Genomic DNA, 17261 nt, shown 5'->3' on the forward strand with positions numbered 1-17261 from the left:
TCATGTTCATTCACAAAACTTCAAAATCATTTTTGTGCAAAACAAACAAAAACGGTCAAAATCAATCACGATTTTGACCGTTTTCTTTTTCCCGGTTTCCCAGGTCTCTTCTTTTTTACTGAAAATCCAAAGCTCCCCAGCTTTTTTCCCAAATCAAAATATTCTCCATGGGAGTAGGCCGCAAGGCCAGCGCTGTTTAAATGAAATTTCCCTGAGGCATCCATATATTTATCATCTACCTGGACAGACACAACCTCCGCCAAAAACATATCATGGCTTCCCAGGGGAAGAATGTCTTTCACTTTACACTCTATATTTACCGGACTCTCGGCAATAGAGGGGGCTTTCACTTTTAGAGAAGGTTCCGGCGTAAGATGCATCGCCTGAAATTTATCCGTATCCCTCCCGGAGCGCACCCCGCAGAAATCTGTGGCAAAAACCAGCTCCTTTGTCACTAGATTTATCACAAACTCACCGGTTTCCTTTAGTATGGAATAGGAATACCTCTCCTTTCTTACGGATATGGACACCATAGCCGGGGAGGAACACACGGTTCCCGCCCAGGCCACGGTAATAATATTAGGCTTTTCCCCCGGTCTTTGGCAGCTTACCATAACCGCCGGAAGGGGATAAAGCATATTTCCCGGTTTAAATACCTGTTTCATATTATTTTTCCTTTATAACTGGGCTAAAGTCTCCAGGGCATGGTTTCTTAAGATTATCTTTCCATGCTCCTCTAAATAATTGCTTCTGCTGCTGTCTTTTTCAATAGAATCGGCATACTCCATGGAAGATGCCACAAATTCATAAATATACTGTCTGCTGCTCTGGTTTAAATCCGCCCAGAGAAAATACTGCTTTTTCTTATCCAGATAATAAAGACGGCTTTTGGCTTTCTCCGTGCCGGGCAGAACTCTGCAGAAATCCCTTACCCGGGCAAAGGACACAAAATTCACCAAATACACGTATCCTTCTGCGTCCCTGCTGCTCTCTTTCTGTTTTGTCTCCCCCTGGCTCAGTTCTTTTAACACGTCCAGTTCATCTTCTTTTTCCTGCTGGATGCCTGCCTGCCTGTTTGACAGCATGTTCCGAAGATGTTCAATTATTTCTGAGCCGTTTACCTGGCTCTCCGTAAAAGTGAGGACTATCTCATCCTCCGACATAATCGCCGCCTGAATCGACATCATATTGCCGGAGGTACGGAATCCCACTTCCTCCTCTGCTATGTGAATCAATTTTTCCAGAAAATTTCTGGCATTCGGGGTATTGGTAAAAAAATCGTCAAGCCCCACTCCGTTTCTGGCCAAATCCTCTTGTGTGAGGGTACACCGAAGCGCCCCTTCTCCTATTTTTTCAAATTTCATTTCATCACATCCTTTACCTACTCCTGCATGACTGCCATGAGGGATGGTATTAACTGCTTTTTCCTGGATACCACACCTTTCAGCAAATACCCCTCCGCCTCTTTGCTGGCGGAAAAAGCTTTCCCGATAATCGCCTCCGCCTGATCTCCGGCAAAAAGCAATATAGTGGATTCCTCTATAATATCTGTGAGCATCAAGAATATCATATCCAGTCCGTTTTTGTCCAGGGCAACAGCAATATAATTATTTAATCTCTCCCGGACAGATTCCAATTCTTCCCTGCTCATAGCGCTAAGCTGCGCCACTCCAAAATTATATTCTCCTGCTGTAAATTTCTTAAAATCCTGATAAAAAATTTCTTCCGGCGTTTTCCTGCAAAAATCACTGCCCGCCTGAAACATATTCTTTGCAAGCTGTTCAATATCAATTCCGGCAATATTCCCCAGTTCTTCCGCTGCCGCCCTGTCTGCCGAGGTACATGTGGGAGAACGGAACATCAAGGTATCTGATATTATAGCAGCCAAAAGCAGCCCTGCGATTTTTTCTGGAATTTCCACATCTTTTTCCTGGTACATCTGGAAAATAATGGTAGAAGTACATCCCAAGGGCTGGTTTCTGAAAAGCACCGGAGAGATAGTCTCTAAGCTTCCCAGCCTGTGATGGTCAATAATTTCCAAAATCTCCGCACCGTCAATTCCGTCCACCGCCTGGCTTTTTTCATTGTGGTCTACCAGTATTACCTTTTTTTTCTGCATATTTAAAAGATTTCTCCGGGAGATCATTCCTGCATAATCCCCCTCCTCGTCAAGAACCGGGAAATCCCTGTGCCTGACCTTGGACATAATCTCTTTTACATCATCCACATAGTCTTCCAGATCAAAGGAAATGATGCCGTCTTTTGTCATAAAATATTTAATGGGCATACTCTGGTTGATTAACCGGGCCACCGTAAAGGTTTCATAGGGCGTCCCTATCACAACGCAGTCCCTTTTTTCTGCCGCTTCCAACACTTCTTTGCTCACGGCAAATCCGCAGCAAACCACGATACAGCTTGCGTTCAATTCGATGGCCTTCATCTGGGATTCCAGCGTGTCTCCCAAAATCACCAGATCATCCTTCTCCACATGCATCTCCATCCAGTCAGGGCCTGTGGACACAACCACTTTCCCTTTCACAAAATAAGCATGCTCATTTCCCGATAAAATATTTCCCTCAATGGTCTCCAAAATATTCTTATACTGGGTTTTTGCAGTAGCAAGAACATGATTGTCATAGACATCCATGTAGGATGTGGCAATATCGCTTGTAACGATAAGACCTTTTATTTTGTGATTTTGCCCTGTCACCGGAAGGGTAACCACATTTTCCGTCTTCATCAGCTCCCATGCCCGTTTCAGGGAAATGTGGTCGTCTACCCCTGCAGTCTGCCGGAAAGAGATATCCTTAATCTGGGCACCCACATCTGTCACAAGCTCCGGCTCCTCCACCTGAAACTTTTCCAGAACATATCTGGTTTCCTCATTCACATTCCCTGCCCGCTTCGCTACAAAACGGACATTTTCTGTCTTGTTTTTTAAATCCGCATATGCAATCGCTGCACAGATGGAATCCGTGTCAGGATTCTTATGCCCAATCACCCACACCTGTTTTTCCTGTTTCAACTCCACCCCGTTCCTCTCCGGCACTTTTCACCCACGCTATGACTAATAGGGCTGCCCCACAGAGCCTTGTCTGCTGCTCTTGTGACACCCCTATTTTAAGTTCTGCTATCTATCCTATTCCATTATCCAAAAAAAGTTCCTAAAATAATCCGAAAGTGCGCAAAATCAATACAATGACTCCCACCAGGTTTACAATGGCAACTGCGGAAACCACTTTCAGATACCCTTTTACAGCCATCAGATCAGATACTTCAGACTTCACCAAATCCAGCTTCTTATCGGATTCCTCAAATAATGTCTGGATATTACGGTAACATTTCACATTCTCCGTATGTATCTTGTCGTTTAAGTCCCCTTTTAACTTGTCAAAAGGCTCCTGAATCCCGGATACACTTCCTGAAATCTTCTCATTCTGCTCATCGATAATCTTTCTGATTTCCTCATTTTGGCTGTCAATGAGTTTTTTCACTTCCTCATGCTGTTCCGTGCTGTTTAAGGCATTCTCTGCAAGGCGCTCGGCAAAAGTCTCATTCAGTTCTTTCATCTTGGCGTCTACCTGGCCGATTAAATCCCTCATCTTGGAATCCACCTGGCCTACCATGCCGTCAATCTGGCCTCTTACCCCTTCTACAACTTTATCCGCCGCATCTTTTTTCTCGTCCAGCATATCGGAGAGTTCCTTTGCTTTCCCCTCTCTCTCCTCCACAATCTCCTGAAGTTCCTGTACTTTTGTCTCCTTTGTCGCCAGAAGGCTCTGAAGCTGCTTTGCCTTTTCCCTGAACTCATCTATCTGGCTCAATAAAAAATCTTCTTTTTCCACGTTCTCTCTAATCCTTTCCCTTTTTATCCCGCGGCAGATATTCTGTTTTTCTGCCGAAATTTGTCAAAATATTACCTTCTGTGCAATTATTGTAGCATTATCACCAAATCTTGTAAAGAGCGGATTTCCATTTTACAATCAAGTAGGGGAAAATTTCCCCTGCTCGCCGCGCAGCTCATGGGCCGCATCAGCGGCACACTTCCTCTGCATGAGCATGCGCATAAAACACCAAATCCCCCGGAAAGCGGAGGATTTGTGCTAATCAATGCTATAACATATATTTTACATTACTTTGGCATGGGGTATTTTTCCTTTAATTCCGAAAGTTTCTCATACCTCGTCTGTACTTCTTTTTCTGATTTTTCAAACAATTCCCTGGCCCTGTCAGGATTTGACCGCATAAGGGCGTTAAACCGCACTTCTCCCTTTAAAAACTCCATATAATCCCCGGAAGGCTTTTTGCTGTCTAAATGGAATACCGGATTCTCTATGGCTCCCACAGGGGGCTGATACCGGAAAAGGTGCCAATGCCCTGTCTCCACGGCTTTTTTCTCCTCCTGCACCGCTAACATCATTCCCGCTTTGATACCCTGGTTGATACAGGGGGCATAGGCTAAAATCAGGGAGGGCCCGTTATAATTTTCCGCCTCGGTAAAGGCCCGGACGCACTGGTTATAGTCCGCCCCCATGGCAACCTGGGCCACAAACACATCCCCGTAGCTCATAGCCATTAAGGCTAAGTCTTTTTTCTTCCCCTCTTTTCCCCCTGCGGCAAACTGGGCAATGGCGCCTCTTGGGGTGGATTTGGATGCCTGTCCTCCGGTGTTGGAATAAACCTCCGTGTCAAATATTAATATATTTATATTTCTTCCGCTGGCCAGTACATGGTCTAATCCCCCAAAGCCGATATCGTAGGCAAAACCGTCCCCGCCGAATATCCACTGGGATTTTTTCACCAGGAAATCTTTTTTCTTTAAAATTGCCTCCCCCTGCTCACACTGGCACATAAGAAGCTCTCCGATTAATTTTTCCGCCGCCTCTTTATTTTCCATGCTGTTGTCATAGGTGCTAATCCACTCCCCTGCAGCCTGGCGCAAAGACTCTATCTTTGTCTCCCTGGCAAGTTTCCGCACCTCTTCTTTTAAATTGCCCCGAATGGTATCGGTGGCAAGGAGCATACCCATTCCAAATTCCGCAGCATCCTCAAACAAAGAGTTTGACCACACAGGCCCCTGGCCTTTTTCATTTATGGTATAGGAGGTTGCCGGGGAGGAGTTGCCCCAGATGGAGCTGCACCCTGTGGCGTTGGCAATATACATCCTGTCCCCAAAAAGCTGAGTGGCCAGTTTTGCATAGGCAGATTCTCCGCATCCCGGGCAGGCCCCGTGGAATTCCAACAGGGGCTGTCTGAACTGGCTTCCCTTCACAGTGGCAGGATTGGTCTTTTTCAGCAAATCTTCCTTTTTTCTTAAAGTCCTTCCGTAGTTAAAATATTCCTGTTTCCCATACTGCCCTTCCACAGGCTCCATCACCAGGGCCTTTTCCCTTGCAGGGCAGCATGCTGCACAGTTCCCGCAGCCGGTACAGTCTAAGACAGATACGGTTATGGCAAACTGATATTCCTTTTCCCCGGTCATATCTAAAGTGCGCATACCGGAAGGTGCCTTTTCCCGCTCCTTTTTGTCAAGGACTGCCGGGCGGATAACCGAATGGGGGCACACGTAAGAACAGATATTGCACTGAATGCAGTTTTCGGGAATCCAGTTTGGCACAGTCACCGCCACATTCCGCTTCTCAAAGGCCGTGGTACCGGAGGGGGCATGTCCGTCGGCGTAAGGCACAAATACAGAGACGGGAAGCTTATTTCCCTCAAAAGCATTGACTGCCCTCTGGATGTTGTTTACATAGTCCTCCTGCTCTTCGTTTTCCCCTTTCACTTTTTCCCCAAACAAATTGTCGCTCTCTTCGCTGACCCAGCCCTCATTGGGTTCCACTTTCTGTACGCCTTCCATACCTGCGTCTATGGCGGCATAATTCTTTTGCACTACCTCGTCTCCCTTTTTCCCGTAGGTGGCTTTTACTGCCTCTTTTAAAAGTTTCGTCACTTCATCCTGGGGCAGAATATTTGTAAGTTTAAAAAATGCCGCCTGAAGAATCGTGTTTATCCTTGTGGTTCCCATTCCTGTTTCCTGTCCGATTTTCACCCCGTCAATGACATACAACTGGATATGGTGCTCATAGATAAAACGCTTTACCTGTTTCGGGAGATGTTTCTCCACTTCCTCCGGTTTCCAAGGGCAGTTTAAGAGAAAGATTCCCCCGGAAACCACATCCTGAACCATATTGTAAGTCCAGAGATAAGAAGGCTTATGGCAGGCCACAAAATCCGCCTTTTCCACAAGATAAGGGGAACGGATTTTATGTTTCCCGAACCTTAAATGGGAAACGGTAAGGCCGCCGGATTTTTTGGAATCATAGTCAAAATACGCCTGGGCGTAAAGATCCGTATGATTTCCGATAATTTTTACGGAGTTTTTATTGGCGCCCACGGTACCGTCTGCCCCCAATCCCCAGAATTTGCAGCTGTAAACTTTTTCATTTAAATTATCGGGGGTCTCTTTTTCCTCCAAGGAAAGATTTGTCACATCATCCCGGATACCAATGGTAAACTCTTTTTTGTCTTTATTTTCAAATACCGCCAGAATCTGACCTGGGGTGGTATTTTTGGAGCTTAATCCGTAACGCCCCCGAAAGACTTTTATCCCCTCCACATTATGCTGTTTTAATGCGGCAAGGACATCCAGATACAAAGGCTCCCCTGCTCCCCCCGGCTCTTTCGTCCTGTCTAAGACAGAGATTGTCTCCGTGGCTTTGGGAAGAACTCTCACCAGGGCCTCACTGCAAAACGGGCGGTACAGGTGAACTTTTACCATTCCCACCTTCTCGTTTTTCGTAATGAGATAGTCCACTGCCTCCTCTATGGTTTCGCACACGGAGCCCATGGCGATAATCACATGTTTTGCATCACTTGCTCCATAGTAATTAAACAGATGATAATTGGTGCCAATTTTATCGTTCACTTTTTTCATATAGGATTCCACCAGGGCGGGAATTTTATTGTAGTGCTCATTGGACGCCTCCCGCACCTGGAAATAGGTGTCAGGGTTTTGGGCCTGGCCCATCAGGCAGGGATGCTCCGGGTTAGGGCTTGCTTTTCTGAATTCCTCCGCTGCCTCCCTGGGAAACAAGTCCCTTAAATCCGCCTCGTCCCACACAGAAATTTTCTGGATTTCGTGGGAGGTGCGGAATCCGTCAAAGAAGTTGATAAAGGGCATTCTTCCCTCTATGGCCGCACAGTGGGCCACCGGGGATAAATCCATCACCTCCTGGACAGAACTTTCACAGAGCATTGCCGCCCCTGTCTGCCTGCAGGCATAGATATCCGAATGGTCCCCAAAAATGCTGAGGGCGTGGGCCGCCACAGTCCTTGCCGCCACATGGAAAACTCCCGGCAGCCCCTCCCCTGCAATTTTATATAGGTTTGGAATCATTAAAAGAAGCCCCTGGGAGGCTGTAAAGGTGGAGGAAAGGGCCCCGGCGGTTAAGGCGCCGTGAACTGCCCCGGCGGCCCCGGCCTCCGACTGCATTTCGGAAATCTCCACCTTATTTCCAAATATATTTTTCCTTCCCTCCACAGCCCAGGCTTCCGCCACCTCCGCCATAACAGAGGATGGGGTGATGGGGTAAATTGCCGCCACATCTGTGTAAAAATATGCCACATGGGCGGCAGCATGGTTGCCGTCCATGGTTGCTCGTTTTCTTTCCATAGCAAATTCCTCTTTTCATTTTTTTATAGGATTTCCCGTTTTTATGGAAAGAATACATATTGTTTCTATTGTATCGTAATGATTTTTCTGTAATTACTCCTCAAAAGTGATTTCTTTTGCATAGACTGCTTTCTCTGGAAGATTTTCCCAGTTTTCTGCTTGGCACTCATCCATATAAGTTACGTAATCACAGATATATACGGTAACTTTTGACACGTCCCTCTGATAGATATTGTATATCTCTGCATAGCCGCCCTGGGATTCTAAAGGCTTGCCCTGGGCATCACGGATTGCAACAAAGTAATCCGCCATGCTCTCTCCCTCCGGCAAAATAGCCTCCGCCTGGATTTCATAGGGGGTTTTTGTGATTTTTGCAATGCCAAATCCATTTTCATCTCTTTCATTGATTTCTTTTACAATGCAATCAGAATTATCTTTTTTGATATCCAGGGTAAAGTTCCAGTTTCCCTCAATGCATTCCGGGATTTGTATATGTTCTCCTGGATGGTCATAGTCCCCTGTCCAGGTATAACTGTCAAAAATTTTATCAATACTTAGCTGATACTGGAATTTATCCGGCATTCCGATTCTCCTGAAATGCTCATCCCAGTTTTCTACTGTTATCTCCCCATCATAGTCTGGCGTTAAATCCTCTACAAATTCAGATGCATCTATGCGAATAATCCCTGTAAATGTACAGTCATCTTCAAAGGCGCCCTCTATAAAATAAGGTGACGGCATTCCTAAGCCATCTGAAAAAGCCAGCCCAACGCTTTCTGCCACGTCTGCTGTGGCTGTAGAATGAATCCCTATAGTGCTATAATCCCACTGACCCATGGATTCCTCTATAAACTCTTTTGATAAGGGTTCTTCTGTCTTTATCTGAATTCCGATATAAAGCGCCATATCATTGCAGTATATTTCTCCCAGCGAAATTGTCGCTCCATTGTCCGTCTGAACATAGGGACTCTCCGCCTCTGCAGATTCCTCCGTCCCCTCTTCCGTTCCGCTTTCCGGAATCAGTTTTTCCGAACGACTGCTGTAGTCCCCTTTGTAAGATACCTTCTCCTCCACCTCTTTAAAAAACGATCCCATAATAGGAAGTTTTGCCGCCAAAGCCGGATTTGCCGCACAGAAAACTATCATTAATGCAAAGGACGCCGCCATAAGGGAAACTCCGGCAAAAACTTTTTTCATTCTCCTGCCTTTTTTCTTTTTCTCCTCCCTTCGGATTTTCCCATAAACCTGCGCCAGCTTCTCATCTACCAACGGACTGTTCAAACTGGTATTCCTAAGTACATCCCTGTATTCCTGATTTGTATATTCTCTCATATAAGCCTCCTGCATCTAAATTGTTTGTTGTCTCTTTTTTGATTGAGTGTCAGCATATCAGCTTCATCTTTTCCCGGAGTTTTTCTTTCCCCCGGTGCAGCCTGCTTTTCATCGTACTCTCCTTTTTGCCAAGCAGTTCGCCGATTTCCTTTGCGGTAAAATTTTCCCCGTAATAGAGCTGAAAAATCACCCGGTCCTCCTCCGGAAGGGAGGAAATCATATCCGCAAACTCCACCCCTGCCATCTCATAACTCTCCTGGGCAATCTCCGGGAAATTTTCTAACCCTGTCGTTTTCCTGTTCTCATTGTACATGCGGTTACAGTTGTTAATGAGAATCCGAACAAGCCATGTCTTAAAATATTCCGGCTTTTTTAATTCCCGGATGTGCTCATAGGCATCCGCCACTGTCTGTGCAACGGCGTCCGCCACATCTTCCTCATTCTGGAAAAAGCCATAGGCAACACGCATTAATGTCTGTTTGTTTTCTTCCATCAGGCGTATAAAACAGTCGGCACTGCCCTTCTGCGCCCGCCGTACCAATACTTTCAATCTTTTATCCTCCGTTTCTTTTTAATAACAGTTTCTGACGTCAGCTTTTTTGTTTTACAACTATTAGATTGGAAAAAGTGGAAAATAGATGCATAGAATTTTTACTTTTTTCAATAGTATGGCAAAAAATATGGATACTGTAAAGAAGCATGAAAAAAAGATGTTTCAGGAATTATCGCTCCTGCACTCAAACGAAATAAAATCCAAAGATGCCTAGACGGGTGTGTAAGCCTATACCAGTGTGCGAATCTTTTAAGCATAAGTTGCCTGTATGGTAATCGCTGATATAGCGGCACCCATTTTTTAATCCCAGAACGAATCATTTCGTTTAAAAAAGGCATGGCCCAATCAGCCATGCCTTTTCTCTTTACAAATTATTTGTATAACTCAACCAATCTTAACAGATGCTCATAGCGGTCTTTCGCTGCCTGCTCAGACTCTTTGAACAGTTTTTCTGCTCTGTCCGGGAAGGAACGAGCCAGTCTGCTGTAACGTGTCTCGTTATTTAAGAACTCCTGGTATGTTCCGTCACCAGGTTTGGATGTCAGGGTAAATGGATTCTTTCCTTCTGCCTTTAATGCGGGGTTGAAGGAGAAGAGGTTCCAGTAACCTGCTCCAACTGCTTTCTTCATCTCATCCTGGCAGTGGTTCATTCCACCCTTCACACCGTGGAGCTCACAGGGAGCGTAACCGATGATTAAGGAAGGTCCGTTGTAAGCCTCAGCTTCTGCCAAAACTTTAACTGCCTGTGCCATGTTAGCGCCAAGGGCGATCTGTGCTACATATACATAGCCATAGCTCATAGCGATTTCTGCAAGGCTCTTCTTGCCGATATCTTTACCTGCTGCAGCAAACTGGCAAACCTCACCGATATTGGAAGCTTTGGAAGCCTGGCCGCCGGTGTTGGAGTACATCTCGGTATCGAATACCATAACGTTTACGTTCTCGCCGGAAGCAAGTACATGGTCTAATCCGCCGAATCCGATATCATAAGCCCATCCGTCACCGCCGAAGATCCAAATAGATTTCTTAGCAAGGTAATCTTTCTTCTCAAGGGCTGCCTTAGCGTCCGGGCATCCTGCGGATGCAGCTTTCTCAAGCTCTGCTACAAGCGCTTCCGTTGCAGGGGTATTGGCCTTGGTATCATTCTTTGTCTCCATAAATTTGTCAAATGCAGCTTTTAACTCTGCGCTTGCCTTATCGCTTCCTGCACATTTCTCTGCGCTTGCGATTGCCTGGTCACGGAGAACTCTCTGACCGATTTCCATACCTAAACCATGCTCTGCGTTGTCCTCGAATAAGGAGTTTGCCCAAGCCGGTCCCTTTTGGGAATCTTTATTTACGGTATATGGTGATGTAGCTGCAGGTCCGCCCCAGATGGAAGAACATCCGGTAGCATTGCTGATGTACATATGCTCACCAAATAACTGTGTGATAAGTCTTGCATAAGATGTCTCTGCACATCCTGCACAGGAGCCTGAGAACTCAAGCAGCGGCTGGTTGAACTGAGAACCTTTTACAGTATTGTCTGCAGGCATTCCAGGTTTCTTGCCTACGTTTGCTACCAAGTAATCGAATACCGGCTGCTCTTCTGCCTGGGATTCCTGGGGAACCATAGCGATAGCGCCCACCGGACATACGGTAATACACTCGCCGCATCCCATACAGTCTAAAGGAGATACGCTCATCGTATATTTGTACTCGCTTGCCTTTGGCTTTGTATCTGCAAGTTTGATGTTGCCCGGAGCTGCTTTTACCTCGTCCTCGCTTAACATAAACGGACGGATGGTTGCATGGGAACATACAAATGCACACTGGTTACACTGGATACATTTCTCAGCATCCCAGGTAGGAACCGTTACGGCTGTACCGCGCTTCTCGTATGCTGCTGCACCGTGCTCGAACTGGCCGTCCGGGTTACCCATAAATGCGGAAACCGGAAGGGAATCGCCGTCCATAAGGGAAATGGGATTCATCAGCTCTTTTACCATCTTTACAGTTTCCGGACGTCCCTTTAACTCTGCAGGAGCAGGATCTGCTGCCGGGTTAGACCAGGAAGCGGGAATCTCTACTTTATGTACTGCGTCCACACCTGCATCAATAGCTTTGTAGTTCATGTTGACAACATCGTCACCCTTCTTGCCGTAGGATTTCTTTGCTGCCTGTTTCATAAAGTCAACTGCATCATCGATAGGCATTACATTTGCCAGTTTGAAGAATGCGGACTGTAAAATCGTGTTGGTACGTTTGCCCATACCGATTTCGATTGCCTTGTCGATAGCGTTAATGGTGTATAACTGGATATTGTTGTCGGCAATGTATTTCTTTGCCTCTGCGTTTAAGTGGTGCTCTAACTCTTCGTCTGACCACTGGCAGTTAATCATAAATACTCCGCCTGGTTTTACATCCTGTACCATCTTGAATCCCTTGTTTACATATGCAGGATTGTGACATGCAACAAAGTCAGCCTGGTTAATGTAGTACGGGCTTCTGATTGGCTTGTCGCCGAATCTCAAATGGGAAACGGTAACACCGCCTGTTTTCTTGGAGTCATACTGGAAGTATGCCTGGATAAATTTATCTGTGTGGTCACCGATAATCTTTGTGGAGTTCTTGTTGGCGCCAACGGTACCGTCTCCGCCAAGACCCCAGAACTTACACTCAACCGTACCCTCTGCCGCTGTGATAGGAGCAGGTTTTACTTCCGGTAAGCTAAGGTTTGTCACGTCATCCACGATACCCATGGTAAAGCGTGGTTTCGGAGCGTCTTTCTCCAGCTCTTTAAATACTGCAAATACGGAAGAAGGAGGTGTGTCTTTGGAGCCTAATCCGTAACGTCCGCCTACCAGCACGATATCATTTAATCCTGCCTCACGAAGGGTAGCTGCAACGTCTAAGTACAGAGGATCTCCAAGAGAGCCGGGCTCTTTTGTCCTGTCTAATACGGCAACTTTCTTTGCTGTCTTTGGAAGAGCTTTTACGAAAGCATCGGAAACCCATGGACGGTACAGACGTACCTTAACCAGTCCGACTTTCTCTCCCTTTGCGGTGAGGTAATCGATAACTTCCTCTGCCACATCATTTAAGGAACCCATAGCTACGATTACACGGTCAGCATCCTCTGCGCCGTAGTAATTGAACAGGCCATAGTTTGTCCCAAGTTTTTCATTAATTTTAGCCATATACTTCTCAACAATTGCAGGAAGTTCATTGTAAGCTGTGTTACAAGCCTCTCTGTGCTGGAAGAATACGTCTCCGTTCTCGTGGGAACCACGCATAGCCGGATGCTCCGGATTTAATGCATGTGCACGGAAGGCTGCTACGGAATCCATGTTGCACATTTCTTTCAAATCTGCATAATCCCACTTTTCAATTTTCTGAATCTCATGGGATGTACGGAATCCGTCAAAGAAGTTGATAAAGGGAACTTTACCCTCGATAGTTGCAAGGTGTGCAACAGGGCTTAAGTCCATAACTTCCTGAGGGTTAGTCTCGCAAAGCATAGCGAAACCGGTCTGGCGGCAAGCGTATACGTCGCTGTGGTCACCGAAAATGTTAAGAGACTGGGTAGCTACGGTACGTGCGGACACATCAAATACACAGGGAAGCATCTCGCCTGCAATTTTGTACATATTGGGGATCATAAGTAAAAGTCCCTGGGAAGCAGTAAAGGTTGTGGTTAAGGCACCTGCTGCCAAAGAACCGTGAACAGCGCCTGCTGCTCCTGCTTCGGACTCCATCTCAACCACTTTCACCTGGTTTCCAAAAATGTTCTCCTGTCCTGCTGCGGACCACTGGTCAACCGTGTCAGCCATTGGGCTTGACGGGGTAATTGGGTAAATGGCGGCAACATCTGTAAAGGCATACGCTACATGAGCAGCGGCCGTATTACCGTCCATTGACTGTTTTGCTCTAGACATTTGATTTCCTCCTTAAAAGATTAATGTTGCTAGACTTCATGGCAGTTTCTGTTGGAACTGCCTCTAATATATAAATATATAGAAATTGTGCCAAAAAATCAATAGTTTCGACTACTTTTTTTGGTATAAAATTTAGAACATTAGAACAAGTGTATCTCCATATATGATAGCTTTAAATTTCTTTACTGCATGCAGGGAAATAGGACAACTCCTAAAAAATAGTATGAAATTTACCCCTTTCATATTCCGGTAATTTTTCTAATTTGGCATCCCAATCCCAAATCATATATAATCCACCCATAGAAATTCTATGAAATACGCCAAAAAATGAGGAACCTGAATGAACCAAGCCATACTCCAAACCACCCCCGAACTTAAATTCGCAATCTGTGAAGACAGCCCGGCCCACCTTTCCCATAACCACCAAATCCTCCGGCGAAACTTGGGAGATGCCCAGCCTGTCTTTTCCCTCTACATTTCGGGAAAGGAACTGCTGGATATCCTGATAAAAATGAAATATCCGAAAATAATTTCCCGTAATATCAGCATAACTGTTTCGGGAAACTTCCATGGAATTTCCTATATGGAGCCTATGGACATCTGCATCATATTTTCCAACGCCCTGGACAATGCCATAGAAGCCTGTGAAAAAATTTCGGACAATCCTTATATTTTTCTGGGAATAAAAAAATTTTCCTTATATGCCCGGGCATCAAAACTGCCGAATCAGCAAATCACTGTTCTCCACAAAATCCATAATATTTTGAAATCCCAGACGCTCTAACAATTCCCTGACAAAGGGATTTTCCAAAGGCGTCTTAAATTCTGCCTTCTCCCCGTAAGAATCCACATATCCTCTGCCTTCCTCTGAGGGAATCATAGCTTTTGGGCCGCCCACACAGCCCCCTTTGCACCCCATCCCCTCGAAAAAGTTTGCATTTATTTCACCGTTTTTTACGGCTTCAATCATCTTCTTGCAGTCCGGCACCCCGTCCGCCTGCATAGCATTTACTTTAATCGCCTTATCCGGGTCTAACTGGTTTACCGTCTCTTTCACCGCCTGGCTTACCCCTCCTGTCCTGGCGTAAATCCGCCCGGCTTTTGAGGAATGTTCTTTCTTTTCCTCCTCCAAATCCTCAATTTTCAAATCCGCCGTCTCAAAAATCTCCGCCGTCTCCTGAAACGTCAGCACATAATCCACCGCATCTTTGATATCCTCCTCCTTCGCTTCCCTCTTTTTTGCCATACATGGGCCGATAAATACCGTCACAGCGTCAGGATGGAGTTTCTTTACCACCCTCCCGGCGGCAATCATGGGAGATACTGCACCAGGCACATGGGGAGCCAGCTCCTTGTAAATTCCCCGTATCATGGAAATCCAGATGGGACAGCAGCAGCTTGTAAGCTGGAAATCCCCCTCTTTTTTCACATGACGGTCAAATTCCAGGGCTTCTTTTAATGTGAGGATATCCGCAAAAACCGCCACCTCCACCATACCCTGAAATCCCAGCGCCTTAAAAGCGCTCCGCAGACGTCCCGGAGTTGCTTTTTCCCCAAACTGCCCGGTAAAGGCTGGGGCAATCAAGGCGTACACCGGCCTTTTCCCCTCATCCAACGCCTGTAAAACCGGATAAATTTCCCGGTTCTCCTTGATGTGCCCCAGCTTGCACACATTGACGCAGACGCCGCAGCCCACGCACTTTTTCGGATGAATCATCACTTTCCCCTCTCCGGTCTTTTCTATGGCCCCAAAGTCACAGCTTTTGATGCAGGCAGCCTCCGGCCCGCAGTCTCTACATTCCCCGGAATGAATCACCGGCGCATATTTTTCTGGGTGAAGAAGGCAATCCAAAGACTCATCTTCCTTTTTTCCAACGTCTCTGCCCCTCTCCATTTCCTGCTCTGCAATTTTGTGATATAACTCTTTTAATGTCTTCATGCTCCGCTCCTTTTTTACACGTATTACTCATAACTATCCCCCTTTTTTTAAGCATTATTCCATCCAAGACAATCCTGTGAAATTTTGTCCTGTTTTTTCCTGCAAAATTGACAATTCCATACAAATGTACTATAATGTTTCTGTAGAAAATTAGGTAGTTTTTTAATTATTATTTAAGTTAGAACCATTAACTTTCCTTGTTTTTCTACAAAATTTTACTATTTTTATTATAAGGAGAGAGCTAAAGTGCAGACAATGAAAAATGAAGAAAAACTAGTAAATAATATTATGTTTCTTTATATCCTTGGCGTGGCAGTTTCCGGTTGGGGATTTGTTATGATTATGTTAAACGGCGGAGTCCGGGAATGTATTTTTCTCTTATCTGGCGTATGTGCAGTAATCACCAAACTTCTGGAAAACCAACTGGGCAGCAGGACAAAATATGTATATGCCTGCATTCCCCCCATCATCGGCTCCATTACAATCGCAGTCTGCGCCCCAAGCCCTTCTCCCGGCTATATATGCCTGACTCATTACTATTTTGTGGCTACGCTGCTCCTTGTTCCATATTACAACCAGAAACTGCTGAAAGTGAGCACAATTGTAACCATTGTAGTGAATGCGGCAATGATGTTTGTATGTCCGGAAGGCTATTGGAAACTCCACCTTCCCATCGGATGGCTTTTCACAGGAATTGTATACCTGGTGTTATTTGCTGCATGCTGCTTCATTGTATACCGGGTAACCACTTTGTTCCTGGTAGTGGAAGAAAAGGGAAGCGAAGTGGAAGATGTTTTGGATTCCGTACAGAACCTTTCCCAAAAACTCTCCAGCGCAGGAACTGCACTCTCCCAGGTTTCAGAAAGTGAAAGCGCTTCTGCCGAAGAACTGGCTACAACCAGTGAACAGTTGGTGTTAAACAGCAATATCCTAAGTTCCAAAACAGACGAGAGCATGAACAACCTCAGCGAATTGAAAGAATGGGAAAGCGTTGTGGCTGACAATGTGGAGAAAGTAGAAAATACCTCCAAGGATCTGCTGAATAAATCTATGGAAAATGAAAAGCTTTTAAATGATTTACATAAAATTAACGGCGAAGTTTCGGAATCCATGAAACTCACAACAGACGTGGCACAAAAACTTTCAGATACCGTACAGGAAATCGGTGTTACCTTAAAACTTATCAGCGATATCTCCTCTTCCACTAACCTTTTGGCATTAAACGCCTCCATTGAGGCGGCAAGGGCCGGGGAAGCGGGAAAAGGATTTGCAGTGGTGGCAACGGAAGTGGGCAACCTGGCCAACAGCACCCAGGAATCTTTAAGGGTCGTTGAGTCAGTTATCGAACGGGTACAGCAAAATGTAAGAGAAATTACCATGCAGGTAGAAGAAAACTCCTCCAAACTTGGAACCCAGAATGAGTATTTTGCAAATGTATTCCAGAGTATGCAGGATATGACGGCACTTCTCAACGTCTCCTTAACCGCCATTGGAACCATGGGGGATACGTATAATAAGCAGGCCGAGGTAATTGAACGGACCGTGTCTATTAACCAGGATATCGCAGAGAGCATCCGAAGTGAAAATGAGCAGTTTAATTCTATTAACGCCATGGCTGAGAACAATGCAAGTGATACGGCTGAAGTGGCAAAACAGGCCGGAGCCATCAATGAAATGGTGGACGAAATGAACAGAATATTAAAGCAGGATCCATCTTAAAAACAGTTACGCCATAAATCGCCGCCCAATCTGGGCGGCGGTATTTATTTTACTCCCATCTTCTCACAAAACAGCAGAAAAAGGCTTGCAAAATGGGCAAGTTTATGTAAAATAGAAATGATTGCATAT

General features: G+C 45.6%; 12 protein-coding genes. 2 read left to right on the forward strand and 10 right to left on the reverse strand.

Features of this window, described 5'->3' with window-relative positions:
• Nucleotides 1–65: 65 nt before the first annotated feature.
• The 9 genes from D7Y06_RS10085 to D7Y06_RS26985 all read right to left on the reverse strand — a co-directional run bounded on the left by D7Y06_RS10085 (nucleotide 66) and on the right by D7Y06_RS26985 (nucleotide 14045).
• Nucleotides 66–665 (reverse strand): flavin reductase family protein, encoded by a 600-nt coding sequence (locus D7Y06_RS10085; protein ID WP_120407675.1) that lies wholly within the window; start codon nucleotides 663–665, stop codon nucleotides 66–68.
• Between the two features lie 12 nt (nucleotides 666–677).
• On the reverse strand, nucleotides 678–1364 hold the full coding sequence (locus tag D7Y06_RS10090) for an adaptor protein MecA (protein WP_120407676.1): 687 nt from the start codon (nucleotides 1362–1364) through the stop codon (nucleotides 678–680).
• A 17-nt stretch (nucleotides 1365–1381) separates the two neighbouring features.
• Nucleotides 1382–3031 carry a putative manganese-dependent inorganic diphosphatase gene (locus tag D7Y06_RS10095; RefSeq protein WP_120407677.1) on the reverse strand — a complete coding sequence of 550 codons (1650 nt, stop codon included), beginning with the start codon at nucleotides 3029–3031 and terminating at the stop codon, nucleotides 1382–1384.
• Nucleotides 3032–3164: 133 nt separating this feature from the next.
• On the reverse strand, nucleotides 3165–3845 hold the full coding sequence (locus D7Y06_RS10100; protein ID WP_120407678.1) for a hypothetical protein: 681 nt from the start codon (nucleotides 3843–3845) through the stop codon (nucleotides 3165–3167).
• Between the two features lie 287 nt (nucleotides 3846–4132).
• The gene (nifJ, locus tag D7Y06_RS10105) at nucleotides 4133–7672 is read right to left on the reverse strand and encodes a pyruvate:ferredoxin (flavodoxin) oxidoreductase (RefSeq protein WP_120407679.1); all 3540 of its coding nucleotides are present in this window, start codon (nucleotides 7670–7672) and stop codon (nucleotides 4133–4135) included.
• Nucleotides 7673–7765: 93 nt separating this feature from the next.
• Nucleotides 7766–9004, reverse strand: a complete 1239-nt coding sequence (locus D7Y06_RS10110; RefSeq protein WP_158591343.1) for a DUF4179 domain-containing protein — start codon at nucleotides 9002–9004, stop codon at nucleotides 7766–7768.
• 49 nt (nucleotides 9005–9053) lie between these two features.
• On the reverse strand, nucleotides 9054–9554 hold the full coding sequence (locus D7Y06_RS10115; RefSeq protein ID WP_243119217.1) for an RNA polymerase sigma factor: 501 nt from the start codon (nucleotides 9552–9554) through the stop codon (nucleotides 9054–9056).
• A 374-nt stretch (nucleotides 9555–9928) separates the two neighbouring features.
• Nucleotides 9929–13474, reverse strand: a complete 3546-nt coding sequence (gene nifJ, locus D7Y06_RS10120; RefSeq protein WP_120407681.1) for a pyruvate:ferredoxin (flavodoxin) oxidoreductase — start codon at nucleotides 13472–13474, stop codon at nucleotides 9929–9931.
• Between the two features lie 211 nt (nucleotides 13475–13685).
• The gene (locus D7Y06_RS26985) at nucleotides 13686–14045 is read right to left on the reverse strand and encodes a hypothetical protein (RefSeq protein WP_243119219.1); all 360 of its coding nucleotides are present in this window, start codon (nucleotides 14043–14045) and stop codon (nucleotides 13686–13688) included.
• A 21-nt stretch (nucleotides 14046–14066) separates the two neighbouring features.
• On the opposite strand from D7Y06_RS26985, the gene D7Y06_RS28550 reads away from it, so the two are divergent.
• Nucleotides 14067–14258: a GHKL domain-containing protein gene (locus D7Y06_RS28550; RefSeq protein WP_442970411.1), complete on the forward strand. Its 192-nt coding sequence runs from the start codon at nucleotides 14067–14069 to the stop codon at nucleotides 14256–14258.
• Here the strand turns inward: D7Y06_RS28550 and D7Y06_RS10130 are convergent.
• A complete protein-coding gene (locus tag D7Y06_RS10130; protein ID WP_120407683.1) occupies nucleotides 14187–15413 on the reverse strand; it encodes a [Fe-Fe] hydrogenase large subunit C-terminal domain-containing protein in 1227 nt (408 codons plus the stop codon). The two genes, D7Y06_RS28550 and D7Y06_RS10130, sit on opposite strands and share 72 nt — an antisense overlap.
• 255 nt (nucleotides 15414–15668) lie before the next feature.
• On the opposite strand from D7Y06_RS10130, the gene D7Y06_RS10135 reads away from it, so the two are divergent.
• Nucleotides 15669–17132 (forward strand): methyl-accepting chemotaxis protein, encoded by a 1464-nt coding sequence (locus D7Y06_RS10135; RefSeq protein WP_243119233.1) that lies wholly within the window; start codon nucleotides 15669–15671, stop codon nucleotides 17130–17132.
• Nucleotides 17133–17261: the final 129 nt, after the last annotated feature.

Origin of the sequence: Roseburia sp. 1XD42-69 (assembly GCF_003612565.1) — a bacterium.
Taxonomy (GTDB): domain Bacteria; phylum Bacillota; class Clostridia; order Lachnospirales; family Lachnospiraceae; genus Roseburia_B.